General features: G+C 41.9%; 17 protein-coding genes and 1 tRNA gene. 2 read left to right on the forward strand and 16 right to left on the reverse strand.

The annotated features are described in order from the left end of the window. Nucleotides 1-180: 180 nt before the first annotated feature. The 8 genes from HMO_RS0102590 to HMO_RS0102625 form a co-directional block, all read right to left on the reverse strand. The gene (locus tag HMO_RS0102590) at nucleotides 181-2,328 is read right to left on the reverse strand and encodes a hypothetical protein (protein WP_010298383.1); all 2,148 of its coding nucleotides are present in this window, start codon (nucleotides 2,326-2,328) and stop codon (nucleotides 181-183) included. 308 nt (nucleotides 2,329-2,636) lie between these two features. Beyond that, a complete protein-coding gene (gene radC / locus HMO_RS0102595) occupies nucleotides 2,637-3,341 on the reverse strand; it encodes a RadC family protein (protein ID WP_010298386.1) in 705 nt (234 codons plus the stop codon). Beyond that, nucleotides 3,313-4,029 (reverse strand): type I methionyl aminopeptidase, encoded by a 717-nt coding sequence (map, locus tag HMO_RS0102600; RefSeq protein WP_052571982.1) that lies wholly within the window; start codon nucleotides 4,027-4,029, stop codon nucleotides 3,313-3,315. Before map ends, radC begins: the two co-directional genes overlap by 29 nt. A gap of 224 nt (nucleotides 4,030-4,253) precedes the next feature. After that, complete coding sequence (locus HMO_RS13520; protein ID WP_010298395.1) at nucleotides 4,254-5,771, reverse strand: UDP-N-acetylmuramoyl-L-alanyl-D-glutamate--2,6-diaminopimelate ligase; 1,518 nt, start codon at nucleotides 5,769-5,771, stop codon at nucleotides 4,254-4,256. Continuing rightward, the gene (locus HMO_RS0102610; protein WP_010298396.1) at nucleotides 5,761-7,497 is read right to left on the reverse strand and encodes a peptidoglycan D,D-transpeptidase FtsI family protein; all 1,737 of its coding nucleotides are present in this window, start codon (nucleotides 7,495-7,497) and stop codon (nucleotides 5,761-5,763) included. The genes HMO_RS13520 and HMO_RS0102610 overlap by 11 nt, the downstream gene beginning before the upstream one ends. Before the next feature lie 5 nt (nucleotides 7,498-7,502). Beyond that, nucleotides 7,503-7,904 (reverse strand): cell division protein FtsL, encoded by a 402-nt coding sequence (ftsL, locus tag HMO_RS15385; RefSeq protein WP_010298399.1) that lies wholly within the window; start codon nucleotides 7,902-7,904, stop codon nucleotides 7,503-7,505. Further along, nucleotides 7,897-8,841, reverse strand: coding sequence for a 16S rRNA (cytosine(1402)-N(4))-methyltransferase RsmH (rsmH, locus tag HMO_RS0102620; RefSeq protein ID WP_010298402.1), 945 nt, complete (start codon nucleotides 8,839-8,841; stop codon nucleotides 7,897-7,899). Before rsmH ends, ftsL begins: the two co-directional genes overlap by 8 nt. Further along, complete coding sequence (locus HMO_RS0102625) at nucleotides 8,841-9,281, reverse strand: division/cell wall cluster transcriptional repressor MraZ (protein ID WP_029448253.1); 441 nt, start codon at nucleotides 9,279-9,281, stop codon at nucleotides 8,841-8,843. Before HMO_RS0102625 ends, rsmH begins: the two co-directional genes overlap by 1 nt. Nucleotides 9,282-9,463: 182 nt before the next feature. Between HMO_RS0102625 and HMO_RS0102635 the strand changes: the two genes are divergently transcribed. Continuing rightward, nucleotides 9,464-9,539, forward strand: a tRNA-Glu gene (locus HMO_RS0102635). Nucleotides 9,540-10,111: 572 nt separating this feature from the next. On the opposite strand, the gene HMO_RS0102640 is transcribed toward HMO_RS0102635, so the two are convergent. Both HMO_RS0102640 and HMO_RS0102645 read right to left on the reverse strand, forming a co-directional pair. Then, on the reverse strand, nucleotides 10,112-10,822 hold the full coding sequence (locus HMO_RS0102640; protein WP_010298411.1) for a hypothetical protein: 711 nt from the start codon (nucleotides 10,820-10,822) through the stop codon (nucleotides 10,112-10,114). 32 nt (nucleotides 10,823-10,854) lie between these two features. Beyond that, nucleotides 10,855-12,051, reverse strand: coding sequence for a hypothetical protein (locus HMO_RS0102645; RefSeq protein ID WP_100070052.1), 1,197 nt, complete (start codon nucleotides 12,049-12,051; stop codon nucleotides 10,855-10,857). 501 nt (nucleotides 12,052-12,552) lie between these two features. On the opposite strand from HMO_RS0102645, the gene HMO_RS0102650 reads away from it, so the two are divergent. Next, a complete protein-coding gene (locus HMO_RS0102650; RefSeq protein ID WP_010298418.1) occupies nucleotides 12,553-12,987 on the forward strand; it encodes a hypothetical protein in 435 nt (144 codons plus the stop codon). Nucleotides 12,988-13,210: 223 nt separating this feature from the next. Here HMO_RS0102650 and HMO_RS0102655 read toward each other — a convergent pair whose 3' ends face one another. The 6 genes from HMO_RS0102655 to HMO_RS0102685 form a co-directional block, all read right to left on the reverse strand. Continuing rightward, nucleotides 13,211-13,564 carry a hypothetical protein gene (locus tag HMO_RS0102655; protein ID WP_010298422.1) on the reverse strand — a complete coding sequence of 118 codons (354 nt, stop codon included), beginning with the start codon at nucleotides 13,562-13,564 and terminating at the stop codon, nucleotides 13,211-13,213. 451 nt (nucleotides 13,565-14,015) lie between these two features. Beyond that, complete coding sequence (locus tag HMO_RS0102660; RefSeq protein ID WP_010298426.1) at nucleotides 14,016-14,750, reverse strand: biotin--[acetyl-CoA-carboxylase] ligase; 735 nt, start codon at nucleotides 14,748-14,750, stop codon at nucleotides 14,016-14,018. Next, a complete protein-coding gene (locus HMO_RS0102665) occupies nucleotides 14,747-16,207 on the reverse strand; it encodes an NADH-quinone oxidoreductase subunit N (protein ID WP_010298427.1) in 1,461 nt (486 codons plus the stop codon). The genes HMO_RS0102660 and HMO_RS0102665 overlap by 4 nt, the downstream gene beginning before the upstream one ends. Then, a complete protein-coding gene (locus tag HMO_RS0102670) occupies nucleotides 16,204-17,751 on the reverse strand; it encodes an NADH-quinone oxidoreductase subunit M (RefSeq protein WP_010298430.1) in 1,548 nt (515 codons plus the stop codon). The genes HMO_RS0102665 and HMO_RS0102670 overlap by 4 nt, the downstream gene beginning before the upstream one ends. A gap of 3 nt (nucleotides 17,752-17,754) precedes the next feature. Further along, nucleotides 17,755-19,695 carry an NADH-quinone oxidoreductase subunit L gene (gene nuoL, locus HMO_RS0102675; protein WP_010298433.1) on the reverse strand — a complete coding sequence of 647 codons (1,941 nt, stop codon included), beginning with the start codon at nucleotides 19,693-19,695 and terminating at the stop codon, nucleotides 17,755-17,757. 551 nt (nucleotides 19,696-20,246) lie between these two features. Further along, nucleotides 20,247-21,407, reverse strand: coding sequence for a lipase family protein (locus tag HMO_RS0102685; RefSeq protein WP_010298438.1), 1,161 nt, complete (start codon nucleotides 21,405-21,407; stop codon nucleotides 20,247-20,249). Nucleotides 21,408-21,627 lie beyond the last annotated feature (220 nt).

Raw genomic sequence — 21,627 nt, forward strand, 5'->3', positions numbered from 1 at the left:
TTTTTGCAAAAATTTTACGCTACCGTAAAAGAAAAGGAATGATATAGTTCAGTTTAATCCCTATTAATTAGTCAGATCCCCCCTGACCTAACTTAATAGGGATTCCTTGTTTTAATTAAAGTTTTATAGTTACCTTGAAAAGCTTTGCCTCTCCAATAATATTATTGATAAAGACACTTATCAGCCCTTCCCCCTTGCTTTCTCAGTTCGCTCTTTACCTTGGCCTCTCAATATTACATTGCCTGGCGATAGATGGGCTTGTTCAAGGAAATTACGGAAAAGCTGCTGGCGACCTTGCTGGGTTGGGCCATGATGGACTGCATCCATAGTTATACGAAACTTACCTTTAATATACTCACGCTTTGAGCCATCCAAGGAGCCACTAATCTCAACCCCCAAAGCTGCAAGCATGGCCTCAATTTTCCTTAAGGGGATCTGACACTTCTTACTCCACAAATCCTCAAAGGTCTTGAAATGAGCAGTACGTTTGATCTCCACTGGCGCCTCTATGTCGTCAGCTTCTTCCTTACCCTTCTCCTGATCTTTAGCAGTTGGAGCGAAAACATTTACTCCAAGTTTAGTCCATTTTTTCGAAAAGTACGCTTTGATATTAAATTGGTCATGGTTCTTAAGAGGGGGCGTTAATTTTTCCGAGTCTTCCTCTGCTCTGCCAACCATACTGCTGGTTGGTTCTTCCTCAGATGGCGATAAATCAATCTCATCTTCCACTGTTTGTACGGTAGAAGACTTAATTGCTTCGATATGGGACGCTGCTTTAACTTCATCGTCTTCCTCAAAAGCGACTCGGGCTCTAAGATATGAGATTAAAAAGGAGGTAGAAGCATCTTGTTCTTCAGTAGCAATTAACATCTGTAGCAGGCACTCATATCTTTGAGCCCCTTCACCTTGCAACGCAAGATTTACATATGTTGAGAATAACCATTGCTTAAAATAAGATATCAGTTCCGGTTTATCCTTAAAAGTTGCTGTTTTAATAATATCCTCTAAAATGGCTGACAACTCTTTAAATTCCTTTAAATCGTGTAAAGTAAAAGCTAGCTTAACCTTTAATGCCTCAGCCTCCACTTCATCTTTTAATAGAGTAATCATTGCAAAAGCATCTAGACAAGCTTGCCTTGCCTTAGCATAATTACCCAGGCGATAATATGCTTGTGCAGCATGATCATAAAGCGAGACAATATTAATTATTGTAGTAACTTCTTTTTCAGTCAGCATAGCCCTACTCTTCTTGATAAGTCTTATAGCTTGATTAGGAGCATTATTGACGACGAGCATAGCGGCTCTAAATAAACAGGCATTAACAATGTGTCCTTTTAAGTAGGGATGTATAGTGACTGCTGTCTTAGCTTCGTGCTCGTATTCATCAATTATTTTTCCAACCTGTTGCAAACTCTGAGAAGTATTAAATAGAAATCCTATAAAGAATTCATAAGTTTCTAAAAGGAATTGGGATAAATCTCTATCAGAAGGACGTACTTTATAGCCGTGCTTACCGGCCTTTAAAGCTTTCCGGTAATAGCCTGTAATCTTTTCTAAATCTGGCTGACTTTGATTGAGTTCTTCTTCAATAAGTTTCTCATAAGAATATAAAAAATTTAAAGATATTAAAGGAAGCTGACTTCTATCAATACAAAACTTGAGAGCCTTACGGCAAGAAGCTATGGCTTCTTGATTTTTCCCCTCTTCCATTAAAGTTTGCGTGTATCGAGTATAAATAGGGGAGATTAGGTAGGCCGTCTGGGTAATTCTTTTCAAGTATTGCTGGCCATAGCGAGATTGATGAGACTCTAGGAACCTTACAGCTTCCTGGTAATTCTTCTGATCCCATAATTGTTCTAAATAAATATGAAGCGCACTGCCAAAATCCTTCACACAGCTATCAAACAGAAATTGTGTGCTTTCTTTTAATCCTTGTACGGATTTATTGTGCTGTGGTAGGAAACGGGGAAGGAAATCAAGAAGTTCTTCATAAAGCTCACAGACCTTTTCTCGCTTGTCTAAGGTTTCTGTAAAATGCAAGTTAATCCATTTAAGTGATATCATGTATTTATAAAGAATATTCTCCTCATATGGAATAAGAAGATCGCTTTTGTATAATTTTCTGCATAAACCAGCTATAAGGAATGGTGATCGCTTTTCATCCAGATTAATAATCTTCTGCATTAAATCTTTAGCTTCTGCAACTGTTAAATTTGGCTGGTTTCCACCAATTTGACAGTTACTAGCTTTATCTTCCTTAGGAGGCTCCATACCTTTGCAATAAAATACAGTAAAAGATAGGGCCAGCAAGGTTCTTAGAAAAGGCATAGACGTCTCCTAAAATGATTATAATAGCAGAATTTTATACTTAGGGAATTTATTCTTATATGGGCCTTATTTAACAAAGTTCAAGGTTATAAATAAAAGAGATATAATTCTTTTTGGTAGTGTCGAGATTAAATTATTTGTCCTCCAAGAAGGACAGCACCTTATATAAGTAAGAGTAATGGTTTGTTTATAAGTTCTCAGATTTATAAAGGAACCGACCCGAAAAAACCATTACCCAGCTTGCTTTAAATACCTTCAAATGATGCCGGGAAGAAAAGAGCTAAAAAAGCCAAAACAAAGAAGGTCTTCTAAATAATCCCTAAGGCTTTGAAGGAACAATGCTTTCCCTTGCCAATGATGATATGGTCATGCAGTTTAATGCCTAAATCGGTGCCAATGCGTTGAATTTTTAAGGTTAGGTCAATATCATCGCGAGAAGGCGTCGGATCACCTGAGGGGTGATTATGTACTAAAATCAAAGCAGAAGCGCCAACTTCAAAGCCACGCTTCATGACCTCGCGCGGATAAATAGGGGTGTGATTAACAGTTCCAGTCTGCTGAATCTCATCACATATAATCTGATTTTTCTGATCTAAGTAAAGGACTCTTAATTGCTCGCGCATTTCATCGGACATAGTGAAGCCACAATAATCGATTACTTGCTGCCAACTTTGTAAAACACATTTACCATGAATCTCTTTTTGTAAGGCTCGGCTATAGAGGGCATGATGAAGTTTAAAAGCATGAATGACAGAGTCACCCACCCCTTTTACATCTTTAAGCAAATGATCGGGCGCTCCAAAAATAGCCGAAAGGCAGCCAAACTTTTCCAATAATGCTTTCGCAAGAGGTTTAGTATCAGTGCGTGGGACAATTTGAAAGAGAAATAATTCTAACAATTCGTAATCAGCAAAGGCAGCTGCACCGGCACTGGCAAATCTATCTTTCAGCCGTTGCCGATGCCCTTGATAATGAGGCTTAGCCTTAGTTTCCGGAGAGGGTAAAGATTTCATAACCATCCTTGGTCACCGCAATTGAATGCTCAAATTGGGCAGATAGGGATTTGTCTCGGGTTACCGCTGTCCACCCATCTTCCAAAAGCTTCACTTGCCAATTCCCAGCGTTAATCATTGGTTCAATGGTAAAAAACATTCCCTCTTTTAACTCTAATCCCTGACCAGGCTTGCCGTAATGTAACACATTGGGTGCACAATGAAAAATCTGACCAATCCCATGGCCACAAAAATCCCGCACCACAGAAAATCCTTGTTTTTCAGCATAAGTTTGAATCACATGGCCGATATCACCTAGAGTGGCCCCAGGACGCACCACTTCAATGCCGCGCATCATTGCTTCATAGGTAGCATCGATGAGCTTACGAGCTCGCAGCCCGACTTTACCGACAGAAAACATACGGCTGGTATCCCCATACCAACCATTAAGGATGACGGTAACGTCAATATTAAGGATATCGCCATCCATTAATTTACGGGAGCCTGGAATACCATGACAGACTACATGGTTAATAGAAGTACAGATAGACTTGGGATAGCCACGATAGCCCAATGGTGCCGGAATAGCGCCATGCTGAAGGATGTAATCATGACAAAGCTTGTCTAATTCTTCGGTGGTGACGCCAATTTTAACGAAGGGAGCTATATAATCTAATGTTTGTGCCGCAAGCTTGCCTGCTGCACGCATTCCTTCAAAGCCTTCAAGGCCGTGAAGAATAATTGTCGTTGCATCAACCTCTTCATCGTCATGATCGTGATCACAGCAACCATCATGATGATGATGGTGAGACGGATTATGAATAAGCATAGTCGTAGCCTTTAAAAGTAAGATTTTTTCGTAGATATGTAGATGGGATCTATGTGGATCTCCCCTACAAAACTACTCATTTCCAGTCGATTTTTCAAGCATTCTCATCTCTTGACAGACAAGGTAGATAATTTGTTAGCAGCTTCATATTTTTGTAAAGCTGAAGCAGCGACCTGGACATCATCAAAGGGGATAACCTCATCCTTAATGATCTGGCCAGTTTCATGGCCCTTTCCAGCAATAAGCAGGATATCTCCAGGACTCAGTTGTGCTATGGCCTGTTCAATTGCTTTTACTCGATCGCCAACATCCTGTCCGCGTGAACAATTGGCCAGGATTTGCGCTCGAATAAAAGAAGGATCTTCAAACCGAGGATTATCATCGGTCACAATAATAACATCAGCAAAATCATTGGCAATTTTGCCCATTAGCGGGCGCTTGAGAGCATCTCTATTGCCGCCACAGCCAAATACCATATGCAGCTTATGGCCGTCTTTGACATGCAATCTTAAAGCCTGAAGTGCCCGCATTAAAGCGTCAGGCGTATGGGCATAATCCACATACACAGCTGCTGCGCCCGATTTAAGCCCAACTAATTCCATGCGGCCACGCGCACTTTTAATATAGGGTAGAGTTTTTAGAACATCTTCCAGGGGATATCCCATGCCCATCACCATTCCCAGGGCACAGAGAATATTTTCAACCTGAAAAATTCCCGCTATTGCTATTTCATGCTGGCCATAATCCTTCTCGCCATAGGCAATGTTAAATTTAATCCGGCCTGATTCAAGATGTATTTTCGAAGCCGCTAAATCTGCGGTCGTGCCCACAGCATAGGTAATAACTGAGATACCTTTCTGGCGCAACATTAATGCTAATGATTTACCATAAGGACAGCCAACATTGACAGTAGCTGTTCCCTCTACTTCTAAGACCTCAGTAAAGAGCCTAACCTTGGCATTAAAATAGGCTTCCATGTTGCTATGGTAATCTAAGTGATCTTGGGTCAAATTGGTAAAGCCAGCACTTTTAACCCGCACTTGATGCAGACGGTATTGATCTAACCCATGACTTGACGCCTCGAAAATGAAATCGGTAATGCTCTGCTGGGTTAACTGATGCAGTAACTTGTGCATAGATAAAGCATCAGGTGTTGTTAGCTTTGGCATAGCAATAAAAGGGGCTACTTGAGCATCAGCGCTGACTTCTAGGCCAATGGTCCCAAAACTGGCCGTGCGCCGGCCCAGTTGCGCTAAAATCTGATGGACAAAAGTCATCACTGAACTTTTACCATTTGTCCCCGTTACCGCATATATACACGTGGGCTGGTGTGGATATAAATGAGAAGCCGCGGTAGAAAACGCCTCCCGGACATTCTTGACCGGTAAAAATACTTGGGAGGGGTAATCCTTGGCAATCTGATCATGAATGGAGGCGTCTAGCACAATGGCCACTGCCCCCTTTTTGATGGATGACCGTATATGCTCCACCACTGTATCACAGGGAATGGCAAAGAATACATCACCTGCGGTAATGACGCGAGAATCATTGGTAATCGTCTTGAAATCTAGCAAACCTGTAGAATTATTAGAAACATGAGGCAGTATATCATTAATCTTCATAGCTGTCCGTAAGGGTATGACGAATGGGAATGAGGCCATAATCATCACTTATAGCACTATTTTCTGTAGGTTGCACGCCCATTAGTGATGCTAAACGTGCAATAATCTTTCCAGCTGTCGGGGCGGCATTCCATCCTCCAGTCGCATAACCATAGGTCTCCTTTGTTGGCTTGGGACTATCTAGAAATACGGCCACAATATATTGCGGATTATCTTTTGGAAAGGCGCCGACAAATGAGGTAATCCGGTCGGTGTTATAGCCACGCTTACCTTGGTTCTTGTGGGCCGTACCCGTTTTGCCAATCACTTCATAGCCAGGAATGTCAGCTTTTTTAGCTGTTCCTTCGGTGACAACGAGCCTCATTAATTCACGAATAGCAGCTGCTGTTTTATCAGATACAATACGGTGCTCTTCAGGCGCAATTAAGGCCGCATCGTCAACACGCTTAAGGACAGTCGCGGGATATTTGCGATAGCCCTTAATAACCGCCCGTACAGCTTCCACTAACATTATTGGGCTGATGGCAATGCCATAGCCATATGACAGTGTCATGGTAGCAACTTCAGACCATTGTTGAGGCAGCATCGGGGCGGCAATTTCAGGAAGCTCTAATTTCGGGGTTTTCAATAACCCCAATTTCTGGAAGTATTCCCGTTGGATACGACTTCCAAAATCGAGCGCCATCTTGGCAGAACCTATATTGGAGGAATAGATAAAGACTTCGCGGACTTCTAAAGGACGGTTTTTCCCCTTAAAGTCAGTAATTGATTTAGACCCAACTTTTATAGGAGTGGAAGCATCATAAATACTATTAATTTTAGCGCGACCACTATCGAGAGCAATGGCGGTGTTAAAAATCTTAAACGTTGAACCACACTCATAAACGCCTAAGGTATTCCGATTAAAGGTAGCCTCAATAGAATTTTGATTCGGTAAATTCGGATCAAAGTCTGGTAAGGAGACCATCGCCAAGATTTCTCCTTCACCGGTCATTACGATGCAATTCGCCCCCTCAGCCGAGAATGTTTGAATGGCTTGGGCTAATTCTTCACGCACCAAGTGCTGGACGCGCATGTCAATTGATAGCTGCAGTGGCGTCGCCGGATCTTTACGAAGCCGCGCATCAAAGTATTGCTCAACGCCACCTAAACCATTGTTATCAATACCACAGTACCCCAAGACATGAGAGACCAGATTACCATGCGGATACACCCGCCGTTCATCCCTTTGCAGGTATACACCGGGTATCCCTAAATTATTGATCTCATTTTGAAGCCTAGGGGAGATATGGCGAACAATCCAAATAAAGCCACGCTCAGATTTGAGTCGTTTCAATAAAGTCTCATAGCTTAATTCGGGAATAACCTTATGGATTTTAAGAGCAGCCTCTTCCGGGTTAATAATAACCTTTGGATTTGCATAGACAGAACCTGTTACCAAGTGGGTAGCCAGTATTTCACCATTACGGTCAATAATGTCCGCCCGCTTTGATAACAGCTGCTCCACGCGGGTAATTGTTGAGTCAGTTTCAGGAGAATGTCCTTGTAAGATCATGACGTCAACTAGGCGTATACCGATGACGGTAAATGCTAATAAGAAAATTCCGCCCATGGCTAAGGTTCGATTGCGGGCGGCTTCCAAAATCTTATGGTCATGCATTAATTTTTGCCAAGAGTTCAAATGATAAGCAAGAAACTCTGCAGGTCGGCTGATAAAACGCTTCATGACTCTTAACGCTTCCCTTTTTTAGCTGCCGTATAAGAGATCTCTTTAATAGCTTCATCGAGAATCATTTCTAATTCTGAATCGGGCGAGCTGGGCGCTGGGATAATGGAGGCTGGCGTAAGGGCAGCTCCCCCGCGTGGCTTAGCTAAGCGTTTAAAGGAGATAAGTTGTTTAGAGGTTACCGTATCCACCTCAAGATGCTTTCTGGCCATATTTTGTAAGGCTGAAGGGTTAGTCAAGTGGGCCCATTCTGCCCTTAACACAGAAATGGATTCTTCACTTAAGCGAATCTCACGGTTTAACTGGCGATACTGACTTTCTAATGTCATCACTTCATATTTCAGCTGAAATAATCCAAAACCAATTACAGCAGTCAACAACCCGACACCAACTGTGCTCTTACGCATGGCTCTCTCCATCCTTATGGGCAGGCAAGCGCACAGCAGCACGGAGTCGTGCAGAGCGGGATCGCGGGTTCGCTGAGATTTCTGTCTCTGAGGGCGCTATTCCTTTGGGGTAGAGGTCATGAAAACTTGGTGGAGATGGGACTTTCTCCCCTGGCAACAACCTCGACTGCTTTTGTTTACGCACCGATTTCTGTCGCAAGAAACTCTTCACAACCCTGTCTTCCAAAGAGTGAAATGTCACTGCAACTAATCGCCCATCAGTACTTAAAAAATCTTCAGCGAACTTTAAACCACGTTCAATTTCTATTAACTCATTATTTACTTTTATCCGCAAGGCTTGAAAAGTTAACGTTGCGGGATGTTGGGCATCAGGCCGCCCGCCAACCCTTGATTTGATTAGGTTTGCCAGTTCTAACGTTGTTTGAATAGGCTTAACCTTTCTTAATTCGACAATGGCGCGCGCGATCCGGCGAGAACGGTACTCTTCACCATAGGTATAGATAACATTAGCTAGATCTTCTTCAGAATAAGTATTGACGATATCTGCGGCACTTTCCCCCTCGCCTGACATGCGCATGTCAAGGGGACCCTCAAAGCGGAAGGAAAACCCTCTTTCGGGCGTATCAATTTGATAGGAGGAAACGCCAAAATCAAAGACAACACCATCTACCTTTTCAACGGGTACCTTTTCTACTATGCTCGGCAGATCCGAAAACACACCTTGAAACACAAAAAGACGATCAGGATATTGAGCCTTTAATTGCTCCGCCCGCTGGATAGCCTCAGGATCACGGTCCACAGCAATCACTTGGCAATTGGCTTGCTCTAAAATGGCACGAGTGTAACCACCCCCACCGAAAGTAGCATCGATATATAAAGCTCCGTCTCGGATAGCCAGAGCCTCTTGCATTTCCTTTAACAACACGGGAATATGCATTAGCCTTGCCCTCCTTGCTGCGCCATTAATCGCTGACGTCGGTCAATATGATCTTGGGCAAAAGCGTCAGGTGACCATAACTCGAAGGTAGGCCCCCGCCCCACAAAAGTGATTTGCTCTTTAATTTGGGCATGGGCGAGTAAGTCTTCAGGGATAGAGACACGCCCTTCAGCATCAAAAGATAACATGCGGGCTTCAGCAAACATCATTGCCGTGTAGTCATGATGAGCACTGGGCATAAAATCACCCGTTTCTAATTGTTCACTGAGACGCTTTAAGCGATCAAAACCACAGCCTTCAATGATGCAGCGGGTCAGGGACCTAAATAAAACTATTCCTTGAAAACTTTGATCTGCTAAAACGGTACGAAAAGGCGCAGGAATCGACACACGTCCTTTTTTGTCTATCTTATTCGTAAATGTCGATATGAATAATGCCACATGCCCCCCTAATTTATCTATATATCATGGGCTCTTATGGGAAGCAATGGGATTATATGGGAATTAATAGTCAGTTAATGGGGAAATCCTATTTTTTAGAACCTTATGATTATTTTGCAGGGGTGGCCACAGATTTAGCTTGCTATATTCTTTAAAAAGCGCTATAAAATGATATCTATAATGTCTCCTTCGTCTAGAGGCCTAGGACACCGCCCTCTCACGGCGGCAACACGGGTTCGAATCCCGTAGGAGACGCCATCCTATATCTGTTTCTTCGGCTTTGAATTTGTAAGAACTTTCTCTAGTAATTTTCTGGCTGCTCGTTAGCGTTTCTTGAGTGATCTATTTTTTTAGATCTAATAAGCTCTCAGTTGAATTGAAAACAATTTATGTCCTTGGGCCAAGTGCCGGCACAACTCATCGGCCTTAAGAAGAAGTTTAATAGTAAAGAAACTTAATAAAATGATATTTTTATTCTTGCTTATGTCATCTTTCTTTTTACATGGAATTTTTAAAACAAATTCTTAAATAAACGCAAATAGTGCCTAAGAAAAAGTAATGTTGATAAGTCGTTAACGCCCCAGCAAAGTCAGGAAATAGCAGAAATCTTCATATTTCTCAATAAGAGGCAGCAGAGAGACTTTTAAGGAGCGGCGAGCGCCCTTTTCAGCGCTATAAATTAGGTAAGGTCCTGCATAGCTAACCTATGAACACACTTTTGCGTATTCTGCGCAATCACTCTGAATTACTTAAGGAAATCAGAGAAAAAAGGTGATGATTACCAGGGGAAAGAGAAGTGACACAGATCCATCCTCCCTCTTCTATTCATCTCAATTTTTCTTAATAGATCTATTGTTATATCTATTGGTTATTTCTTTTTTTATTCTTTGCAGCAAATCTAGGCGAAGAGATTGATCACTTACCAGGATAGCCGGTTCATTAGCTTGCTTGCGGATTTTGAATGTCTCCGGGAATGACTTTTTGTAAGCTTGAGAAAGGGATAAAACATGCTCCTGAAAACTTGCGTCTTTAACAAGATAGCTATATTTACCCTCCTCAAAAGCATCAGGATCCTTTAGGTAGTAATCAATTATTGTATGGAAGAATCTATCTTCTAAGTTATTGTTCTGAATCATGCTCTTAAATATTCCAAGCGTAGCCCCATCACCTATCAAAGCTGATCTTAAATCGAGATCAGCTTTCTGCCTAAGCATTGCGTCAGTTAGATCTTCTCGACCTTTATAAGCATACAACAGTGCTAATTCACCTAATTTTCTGGATAAATCTTGTTCCTCACCCCCTCCTTGCTTTTGGATATCCTTTACTTCTTTGAGAAGTCTAGTTTCATAAAGCCACTCCTTTTCTTCTTCTGTTAAATCTCTAATATTAGCGTCAGGCCCTATTTTTTCAAATATAGCCTCTGCAATTCGGTTGCTTTTATCAGGCTCATTTAAATATGAAATGAAATCGTCTGAACTGAATGCAGTATTAAGATTCATGAACATACTCATAATTGCTATTGGTGTTGATAAATATTTCATTTTAAAAACTCCCTTAATAAGAACTTTTATTGTTATAAATTTGCTTTATTTGCAGCCATTAAAAAATGAATCTTGTCATCTTTCTGTAAACTAATTGCGTCTAAGTAACTCTCATGCGGCCTTTTTATTTTAAATTCATCAAGACCTGAATATAGTATAACTTTTGTCAAAGCTGTACTTTTCTCAAACTTTAATCCTTCTAAAACAGGGTCATGAAAGAATTTCTTGTGCTCGATTGCTTCTAGAAGAAGAGTTCTACAATTGCCACAACAATCGTTCCGAGACACTACACTTAATATACATACTTCTGGTACTACATTGCCTGGAAGTTTAATCCCCTGTATTATTTCACTAAATGTAGGAGATAAAAGGTTATCATCAGCCTTTGTTGCAGCTTCTCCTAACATATACAATATTAAAGGTTCTTCACTATGTAGCCAAAACTGAAAAGCGTGTGAACTGCTTTGGGTTAGGGAATCTTTTTCTGCGTTTATCAATTGAGAGCTTATTAAATCATGTTCAGGGATTCTGGTAAAGAGAGGCTTGAGTTTATCTCGGATTGGTTCATAATTTTCTTTCCAAAGATGCCGCCACTCAAAATAGCTGTCTATAGGGATACAAGGGTCAGTTGTTATAGAAGCTATCCTTTCTTGTAGATCCAAAACATCAAGCTGAGCGCTTTTATTAGTGTACCCACTTATAAATAAAATGGGAATTGAGGCTCCTCTTATTTCATATAACTGCTCCTTCTTATATATGATATCAATTCTCGATCGAAGATAGTTGGTTGTATCTACTTGAGGATCAAGTTTAGCCATGATTTTCTTAATCTGAGCTCCCATTTCTAGGTGCCATTTCTTAATTTCTTCAGAGATTAGGGTTCCTTGATAACTTAACTGAAAATTTGCTATGCCATTTTCTTTATCACCCACCCACGTCCCAATATCAGCAGCTTTTGTAATGGAACCTTCTAGAGGGATGGGATCAGAGGGTTTAGACTCTATCTCTTCCTCTGTGGGCTCTCTTTCTTCTTCATCTTCCCTCTTTTCAGCTCTTTGTTTTTTCTTAGGAAGTGCTTCTGCTGGTTTTTCAGCTTCGTTCTCTGACTTTACTAGCGTGTCTTCAATAGGTCGTTTAGTAGCAGTCGTCTCATTGCTCAGAGTAGAAGTTATTGAGAAGACAGAAAGAGATAAAGCGAGAATGCATTTATAGAGATAAAATTTAAGCATTTGAAACCTATATAATAAGAAAACCTGCAAAGCAGGCCTCCTTAGTTATAAGTACACCTTAATAATTTTCAAGAAATTAAAGGTTAATTTTTTGCCCCTAGCACAAATTTAAACTCTTAATTAGAATGAGCTGCTTTTTTTACTTAACAGCAGTTTTTCAATAATTTAACCGTGGTCTTAAGTGTTACTCGGGTTGAATAATCTAAAACTGGCCCATTGACGGCAAAGGCTTAGATATGGCATTGATAAGCAACTCAATAAAATTTTTGCTAATTTTGATAAAATAATATATTAAAAAGACGTTATTAATGGTAATATTACAAAAACTAAACCTTAGCCTATGAAATTTTTAAAAGTAAGAATTTTCACCACCCTCTCAGATCTTAGGGGTTAGCTCCAGTGATATAAAGCCTTTACAATTTAACAGGCTATAGCTTGATCTGAGCTGTCACAAGAAATCAGCAAGTGTGCTGATCCAACTTTAAAAAAGGAAGAACGTAAATGATTAAACATCTCTGCTTGCTCTCAATTACGGTTGGTGCATTCACAAATATCTCTCTCGCTGCAGACTTTAGAAGGACCCACGCGTCTGACATACTTCTGCACGCCCCAACTGAAGAGGATATTGCAAGATCAGAAAGTGAGTCCTCGCCTAGGAAAGAGATAAATGATAGCACATTAACCAGCTCAAGCACAGTGTATAATCCCCAGCGTAAAGCTTACCGCGATCTAGCTTACCGCGATCTATGGGATGGGATTTATGGAAATCCAAGCGAAAATTCCTGGAGGTCTGCCCCTCCTGCGTGCACTGATGAAAGCGTTGCTGTTGAAGATAAGCAACCCACAGCAACTTTTCAAAGTTGGCCTTCTAAGATTTTTAAGTTCTTTGAGGATATGGTGCAAAATATTGATACTGATGAGTTACCTATAGGCTAACTTCTTAGGGGATAGCGCTTATTGTAAGGACTTTTAGCCCTCTCAATTCCAGCCTTCATTCTCGCAGTTTGCTCTTTCGTACCAAGTGGTAGCAGCTGCGAGTAGCTATTTGTCCTCTTTTTACCTACTCAGATTAATTTCGTTCTGCTTTTACTTGCGGCTTCTGTTGCCCTCGTCCTTTGAAAAGTAGACGTATAGACCAGCAACAAGTCGGGATATAAGGTTAAAAATACATGTAGAACTTTTCAGAGTTCATGGTCTGCGTTACATCTTGGGAACTATGCCATTGCGAGCTATAGCTATTATAACCTGGCGCAGAGGTTGAGAATTCTCGAAAGTTACTGTATCCATCGACATCTGTATGTATTTTCTTGCGCTTCCAAGTTTTCTTTGTCTGAGGTCTGTAAAAGTCAGCTTCATAAGAATAATCAGGTATGTCGGCTAAAATGTCCTGGTAGGCATTATACCAGGTTAAATCGTCTCCCATATAATACTGATTAGGGTGATAAAAACCACCAGGGATACATCCAGGCAAACTAGCCAGCAAAGGCAACAAAGCTAAAATAGACTTCTTCATGTTAAACCTTATTAATTTCGGCATGGCTTACAACAGCTACCTGGTATATGGTGTCTGTAAAAAAGAAAATCAATGCCTATTTTACCTAGAAGACCTTATTCGATCGCTTGTTTTTACTCTGCGCCTATCGCTGTTTAACGAGTTAATATAGCTTATATTATAGTCTTATAAGCTAAAGGCGAATTTCCAAAAAGTAGCTTGTAGCCAAGTAAAAGCTCTGCTGTGACTATATGAGTAAGTGCTTATCTACTTCCAGGAGCACGCCTACCAACCCACTACCTTATATGTCAGAATAGGCGCAGGTGAATGGCAATGCCTGAAAGCCAAGCATCAAGAACCACCTTCCTAAAGAAGACCTGTTGTAGCACTAAAATATCCAAGATGATCACAGAGCCCTCTTAATAAAGACTTAGCCCTATTACTCTGTAAGCTGCCCACACTCAGGCTGGCATTATAGATAGGTAATCTCAGAACTTCGCACCAGATACTCATTACCATCATCGTCACAGATAACAACTGCACCATCCGAACTTAGGGTCAAAAAGCGGCCATAAATTTCAAAGCCATTTTCTGCCCGCGCTGAAACTGGCTTTCCTAAACCGTAAGATAGGGATAGCCATTCACTGCGTAGTTTCTCAAATCCGTCATAAAGCCATACATTATAACAACGATTAAACTCGTCAATTATATTGCGGGCGAGTTCATCTTTGTCTGGCAATCCATTAATATAGTCGCGCAAGGCACAAGGAGGAAAAGCGACCATTTCAGGAGAAGAGGTAATATTGATGCCAATCCCGATGATGCATGTCGCATACTCGCGACCAGGGAATTGTTCAGTTTCAATGAGGATGCCCCCTAACTTCATTTTATTTACCAATATATCATTGGGCCATTTTAGCGCAATCTGGGCTGAGCTGGGAAGTAGTTTAGAGATGACATGGTGAACTGCGATCCCGGTCACTAAGGAGATTTGCCCTAATGCGGCAGGATTAATTGCTGGAGTTTTAGAAAATGAGAAATATAAATTACCGGGAGGCGAATACCAACGGCGGCCTCTACGCCCCCGCCCCCGCGTCTGCATATCAGCTATAACAACGACATCCTGTGAAGAATCTTTGAGGATAACGTTACGGACTTCATCGCTGGTACTTTCAACCTTTTCAAAATTCAAAAACTTGTATGTCATTGGCCTGCAAACAGCGATGCTGCTGCCTCTGATGCTAATGGGATAAATAAGCTGGGCTTTATAAAGAACAAGGTTAAGGCGGCGGCAATAACTAAGATGATCAGGGTTGCCGCGGCATCCCGTTTATATCCCTCTGTCCCTTGCCATTTATGAGTATCTATGGGATCCATCATAATAACCTTAATGAGCCACAAATAATAAGCGGCTGAAATCACCGAGGTTAAGACACCTATTATTGCTAACACATGGTGGCCGGATTTAATCGCTTCATTAAATATATATAATTTTCCTAAGAAACCCGCTAAAGGAGGAATTCCTGCCATAGAAAACAACAGAAAAGTCATAAAGAAGGCAGTGCCGGGATAAATGCGATTAATGCCCGCCAAATCATTAATATTTTCACACGGAAAGCCCCGCCGATAAAGGTTGGCCAAGCAGGTAAAGAACCCAAGCGTCGCCACCACATATAACAGCACATAAATTAGGGTTGCTTGAGCCCCACTCTGGCCCCCTGCTATTAATCCTATTAAGGCATAGCCTGCATTACCAACTGCACTATAAGCAATAAGTCGCTTAATACTTTTCTGATTTAAAGCCGCAAAGGCTCCTAATGACATAGAAAGTATGGAGATAACCATTACAATCATTGTCCAATTCATGGCTATCCCAGCAAAAGGCCCCACTAACAACCGGATAATCATGCCAAAAGCAGCAATTTTAGGAACAGTGGCGAGGAAGGTGGTAATACTGGTAGGCGTTCCTTCATAAACGTCCGGAGTCCACATATGGAATGGTACCGCTGATATCTTAAAGATTACCCCCGCCAGGATAAAGGCAAAGGCCACATACATGGGCAAGTTTGAGCTGTGCTGGGAGGCAAGAAATTGCATAGTATCTGCATAAATCAGACTTCCTGTTAAACCATAGACAAAGGAAATGCCATACAATAACATCCCAGTTGAGAGCGCTCCTAAAGCAAAGTACTTTATTGCCGCCTCAGACGAGCGGCCATCATCCCGTTTTAAAGCAGTAATAATATATAAAGATAAGCTTTGCAGCTCTAGCCCCATAAATAGGCTGAGATACCCGGTGGAGGATACCATTATCATCATTCCTATCAGCGACAGTATGATGAGAACAGGATATTCTGACTGATAAATGTGGTCTGAGTATAAAGTAGAGCGGGTACTCATCAGCACCAGTACTGAGCAGACCAATATAGCAATTTTTAGATACTGGCTAAAGATATCATTAGACAATTGGCCAGAAAATAGAGAAACCGTGTGGGTCGAGGAAGGAAGCAAAATCCCAATAGTAAACAACAGCAATATCGCAGCAATGTTGACTGTATTGATGACCGATAATTGGCGCCGCAATACGCTGTATAAGAGTAAGCCCATGCTTCCCAGGGTGAGGAAAAGCTCTGGCAGAAGGTACATTAAACTGGATGCAATCATGATTCCCTCACATATTTAACTGAATTAGCGGAGGCTAACTGTATAACTTTTTCTCGCATGGCAAGCTTACGCTCATATTGAGAGAGTAGATTATTTACGGATGGAGTAATGATATCGGTAAATGTTTTAGGGTAAATCCCCATCCAGATTACAGCAATAACTAATAGGGTAAATGAAGTGCTTTCCCGCCAATTGAGGTCTTTTAAAGCTTGAACGTCAGCATGCTCTATTTTACCAAAAATAATTCTTCGATAGAGCCACAACCCATAGGCCGCCCCTAGAATCATGCCCACTGCAGCGAGAGTGGCAAATACAGGACTAATTTTAAAGGTGCCTAAGATAACGAGGAACTCCCCAACAAAGCCACTGGTCCCGGGCAAGCCCACAGATGCTAAAGTGAACAGCATAAAAAACAGAGCATAAAGCGGCATTACAGCAGCGACCCCGCCATACCGGCTGATATCGCGCGTATGGAGACGATCGTAGACCACACCCACACATAAAAAGAGAGCAGCCGAAATCAAGCCGTGGCTTAACATTTGTATCATCGCCCCTGTGATCGCCTGGGAGGTCAGCACGAAGATCCCCAAGGTGACAAAGCCCATATGAGCTACCGACGAATAGGCAATCAGTTTTTTCATATCCTTTTGCACTAAGGCGACCAAGGACGTATAAATTACGGCGATCACACTTAAAGCCATAACATACGGGGCAAAGGTTAAGCTTGCCTCAGGAAATAAGGGGACAGAAAACCGTAAAAAGCCATAGCCACCCATTTTCAAAAGTACACCCGCCAAGATCACTGAGCCGGCAGTGGGCGCTTCAACGTGCGCATCAGGTAACCATGTATGGACAGGCCACATGGGAATTTTTACGGCAAAGGAGGCAAAAAATGCCAGCCATAACCAATGTTGTAAGGATGCAGAAAAAGTATGATTACTGACCCCCATCAGATCCGTTGTACCTACCTGCATATAAATTGCGATAATTGCCAACAACATAAAAACTGACCCTAGAAAAGTATAGAGAAAGAATTTAAAGCTGGAATAGATGCGGCGCTCACCGCCCCAGATTCCAATAATTAAGAACATGGGGATTAACACACCCTCAAAGAAGACATAAAACAGCACTAAGTCTAGAGCGCAAAACATCCCGATCATCAGGGTTTCAAGGAATAAAAATGCCAACATATACTCCCTGACACGTCTTTGAATTGCTTCCCAGCTGGCGAGAATACACAGCGGCATTAAAAAGGTTGACAGCAAAATAAAGAGGATGGAAAACCCATCAACGCCAATCCGATAAGAGATATTCATTCCCTTTATCCACGTCCGGTGCTCCACAAACTGGTAGCCGGTTTTCATGGGATCAAAGCCTACAAAAATTAATAGACTTAGCACAAAGGTCAAAATGCTCGACCATAAAGCGACCAGACGAGAATTACGAGCGATGGTGGCCTCGTCTCCCTTAATGAGCAGAATAAACAGTGCACCAAAAAGTGGGAAAAAGGTTGTCAGTGATAAAATCGGTAATTGTTCTAACATTCGTTACCCCATTTGGCCCTTTATGTACCATGTCAATAATAATAAGACCCCCAGTATCATGGCAAATGCATAATGATACACGTAGCCTGTTTGCAAATAACTTACCAGCCGTGACAGTCCCAAAGAGACCCGGCTAATTCCATTGGGGCCTAAGCGGTCGATAAATCCGACATCACCCTTTTGCCAGAGCATTTGACCAATGCCAAACGCACGATTCACAAACAGAACATTATAAAGTTCATCGATGAACCATTTACGGTAGGAAAAGGTATAAAGAGCGGAAAGCTTTGAGGCTATAAGCTGGGGCACAGTCTGCGATTTACTATAGAAAAGGTAAGCTGTAACAATCCCAGACACAGCGGCTACAAGAGGAGAATACACCACCCACGCCGGTAAATTTGAATGGTGATGGTGAGGTAAAGCAATCGCACCATTCCAGAATTCTGCCATTTTAGTCCCCACAAACCAATCATGAGCTAAATAGCCGCTAAAAATAGCGCCTACAGACAATACAAATAAGGGCAATAGCATCACAAATGGCGATTCATGAACATGGGCCATAACCCGATCATCGGCTTTAGGACTGCCATGGAAAGCCAAGAGTAACAAACGCCAAGAATAGAACGCTGTTAAGAAGGCAACGAGGAGGCCTATCCAGAAAGCATAATCCCCGGCTCCAGTTCCTGTCAGGTAGGCAGATTCAATAATGGCATCCTTGGAATAATAGCCGGCAAACAAAGGAATCCCTGCTAAAGCCAAGCTCCCAATCCACATGAGGACGTAAGTGGTGGGAATTAGCTTATAAATTCCGCCCATTCGATTAATATCTTGCTCATCAGACATAGCATGAATGACGGAGCCAGCACCTAAGAACAATAAAGCCTTGAAGAAAGCGTGGGTTACCAGATGGAACATAGCCGCCCCATACGCCGAACATCCTGCAGCAAAAAACATGTACCCAAGCTGGCTACAGGTGGAATAAGCAATAACCCGTTTAATGTCGGTCTGAGTTAAGGCAATGCTGGCAGCAAAGAAGGCCGTAGAAGCGCCGACAATAATAATCATTTCACGTGCAACCGGAGCCACTTCATAGACTGGCGACATACGGCAGACAAGAAATACGCCGGCAGTAACCATGGTGGCTGCGTGAATTAATGCTGATACAGGGGTGGGACCTTCCATAGCATCTGGAAGCCAGGTATGTAATCCTAATTGCGCTGATTTACCCATGGCACCAATGAATAACAAGATGCCCAACAAATTTATAGCATCACACTCGTATCCCCAGAAGTTAAGAGAAGGCCGTTGAGCCGAAGCGATCTGAGTTACTGTCGAGATAACACCATCAAAATCAACTGTGCCGGTGAGCAAGAAGGCAGTGGCAATTCCCAAAGCTAATCCCACATCGCCAACACGGTTAACGATAAAGGCTTTCATTGCGGCGGCACCGGCACTTTGACGTTCATACCAGAACCCAATCAACAGATAAGAAGCCACACCCACGCCTTCCCATCCAAAAAACATTTGGACTAAGTTAGGAGCGGTGACCAGCATCAACATGGTAAAGGTAAAAAAGCTCAGATAGCTCATAAACCGGGCGATTGATTTATCATGGCTCATATATCCGATAGAATAGATGTGCACTAATAATGATACTGTATTAACAACGCCAATCATGGTGGTACTCAATGTATCGAGCTTAAGTCCCCAGTTGGCTTGGAATTCTCCGACATTAATCCAGCTCAATAGCTCAATCACCGTATCTTTGCGCAAAAACACAACCTCGTAAAATAAGGTTGCCCCCGCAACGGCAGCTATTAGCATCAACAAGCATGTGATAAATTGCGAAAACCGATCTCCAAGATAACGAATTCCTAGAGACGACAGAATAAAACCTAATAAGGGCGCAAAAACTGCTATTGCGCTTAGGTGCATAACACTCATAATCCTGCCCTAAATATTTAAGACTTTGTTAAAACTTATCATGGTTTTATGCTATCCACCAGTAAGAATTTTCTGTCGCTGTAAAATACATTATTGCTTTTAGGGACTTGCAATCATCTGTAAAGGTAAGAAAGGGAAGCAAGTTACCGTATAAGAAAATTTCCGGTAAGCCAGCGTTTATGAAATGTTTCTAGCCTAAGAGACAAGGAGGAAACGTGCTGCCCTTCCCAGCCAAGAATTGTAAAAATTAACTTAAATCATTCCAATTTTCGTCAATCAATTTGTTAATTTTATCCCAAGGGTTCCCTTCCTCCAAAAGGGATTCAATTAACAAAAGAAGTTGCGATGGCCCCAAACGCATTTAAGCTCAACGATTCCACTTTTAAATTAAACAAATGGGATACTGTGTCAGCATCCCTTCTCTCCACCAGAAACCAGCGCCAGCATACAAATAAAGGCGACCTTTTAAAGCCGCCCTCGCCTTTGCTGTAACACAGTCCAGCGATCTTCTTGCTAAAGCATCAAGCCCTAAGAAAGGGCTCGAAGATTGCTTACCACCAGTTTAAGGGATTAATTTTTTTACCAACGCTTTTCGCTCGATCCCAGAAACCTTTATGATTGGTATCAAAGGCAACAGCTTCACGACTGCGTGCATCCTGCTGAATAGTCCCCATGGAATGATTTTGTAACGAGAAAGAATCAACCACACCATTCAATTTAATTGATGTACCAATATGCTTAAACCCAGTGGCAAAACCTCCATCAACCGCTGTCCCCAGGGAGACGGCTGCGATAGGATCATTAGCACGCCACACACGTAAGACTTGCCCTCCGGCCAGTACCCTCTCAGCTTCCGCGGCTCCGTGGGCGTCAAATACTCGTGGTGAGGAGAAGGTGACCAGATCTAATCTAGCCTTGGCGGTAATGGTTTTCTTAAGATCAACAGCGGCGATGGTACCTAACGCTGCTCCTAAGCTGTGACCTGTTACCACAAAGTTTACTTGGTCCGCCCTTAGATTATGGGCATCAAGAATCATTTGGATGGCATCAAACATAGCTTCCCGGCTTTGCATATAACGTTTATAGAAACCGCCATGCATATAACCATTAGCAATTATTGATTTATCGGATTTCTTCCAAGCATCGAGGTCTGTACTTAAATCCCGATCATTTTCCGTACCATGATATGCAAGCCGGATTATGGGTTGACCATCTTCTACAGAATAAGTAACTAAACCTGCCGGTAGCTGTTCTTCACCTGCCCCCTCTCTACGGGGCATAGTGGCATTGAAACTGATGACTTCTTTACCTTCAGCAATTAATCTTTCACGAGCATCCTGGTGATATTGTTCACGATTAGGCTGCGCTTTAAGACTCACAAGGTCAGTATGGTTATAAGCCGCATCAGCAATTAAAGCCGCATCAGCAATTAACTTACTACGATCCTTAGAAACCATATGAATTTCTTGGAAGTCCTCAAAGTCACTTTTATTCAGATCATTTGGTTCATCAACGACCACGAAGCCATCTTCAGTTAGGTCATTGGTCGTTTTTCTTGATGCCTCAACGTTCTGGATTGCAGGAGAGCTAAGTAATGCTGTTAAATCAGCCTCCTCAACCCTGATTGAATCTGTCATGACATTGATTGCGGCATGGGTCTGTATCCCCGAAAAGACCGATGATACCATTAATATTTTTGTAAATTTGTTCATTAAACATGCCTCACATATATAAATGCGTAATAAAATACAAAACTGATATGGGAACGATTCAAAAATATTCAAGAAGAAAATTATTACATTTGAAAAATATTGATGCTGTCTTCAGGACAACGATTTTCAAATGATCAACTCTTTAGATTATTGAAAAAGATATTTATTTAGAGTCAGGATTTACCATTAAGGCTATTTGGGGAGCATTTTTATTGCTATC

This window comes from Candidatus Odyssella thessalonicensis L13 (genome assembly GCF_000190415.1).
Lineage (GTDB): Bacteria > Pseudomonadota > Alphaproteobacteria > Paracaedibacterales > Paracaedibacteraceae > Paracaedibacter > Paracaedibacter thessalonicensis.

Bases quoted from the DNA above. Each gene is read 5' to 3' on its own strand.
- HMO_RS0102590 (WP_010298383.1), bottom strand. From the start codon at position 2,328: ATGCCTTTTCTAAGAACCTTGCTGGCCCTATCTTTTACTGTATTTTAT.
- radC (WP_010298386.1), bottom strand. From the start codon at position 3,341: ATGAAATCTTTACCCTCTCCGGAAACTAAGGCTAAGCCTCATTATCAA.
- map (WP_052571982.1), bottom strand. From the start codon at position 4,029: ATGCGTGCAGCAGGCAAGCTTGCGGCACAAACATTAGATTATATAGCT.
- HMO_RS13520 (WP_010298395.1), bottom strand. From the start codon at position 5,771: ATGAAGATTAATGATATACTGCCTCATGTTTCTAATAATTCTACAGGT.
- HMO_RS0102610 (WP_010298396.1), bottom strand. From the start codon at position 7,497: ATGAAGCGTTTTATCAGCCGACCTGCAGAGTTTCTTGCTTATCATTTG.
- ftsL (WP_010298399.1), bottom strand. From the start codon at position 7,904: ATGCGTAAGAGCACAGTTGGTGTCGGGTTGTTGACTGCTGTAATTGGT.
- rsmH (WP_010298402.1), bottom strand. From the start codon at position 8,841: ATGCATATTCCCGTGTTGTTAAAGGAAATGCAAGAGGCTCTGGCTATC.
- HMO_RS0102640 (WP_010298411.1), bottom strand. From the start codon at position 10,822: ATGAAATATTTATCAACACCAATAGCAATTATGAGTATGTTCATGAAT.
- HMO_RS0102645 (WP_100070052.1), bottom strand. From the start codon at position 12,051: ATGCTTAAATTTTATCTCTATAAATGCATTCTCGCTTTATCTCTTTCT.
- HMO_RS0102650 (WP_010298418.1), top strand. From the start codon at position 12,553: ATGATTAAACATCTCTGCTTGCTCTCAATTACGGTTGGTGCATTCACA.
- HMO_RS0102655 (WP_010298422.1), bottom strand. From the start codon at position 13,564: ATGAAGAAGTCTATTTTAGCTTTGTTGCCTTTGCTGGCTAGTTTGCCT.
- HMO_RS0102660 (WP_010298426.1), bottom strand. From the start codon at position 14,750: ATGACATACAAGTTTTTGAATTTTGAAAAGGTTGAAAGTACCAGCGAT.
- HMO_RS0102665 (WP_010298427.1), bottom strand. From the start codon at position 16,207: ATGATTGCATCCAGTTTAATGTACCTTCTGCCAGAGCTTTTCCTCACC.
- HMO_RS0102670 (WP_010298430.1), bottom strand. From the start codon at position 17,751: ATGTTAGAACAATTACCGATTTTATCACTGACAACCTTTTTCCCACTT.
- nuoL (WP_010298433.1), bottom strand. From the start codon at position 19,695: ATGAGTGTTATGCACCTAAGCGCAATAGCAGTTTTTGCGCCCTTATTA.
- HMO_RS0102685 (WP_010298438.1), bottom strand. From the start codon at position 21,407: ATGAACAAATTTACAAAAATATTAATGGTATCATCGGTCTTTTCGGGG.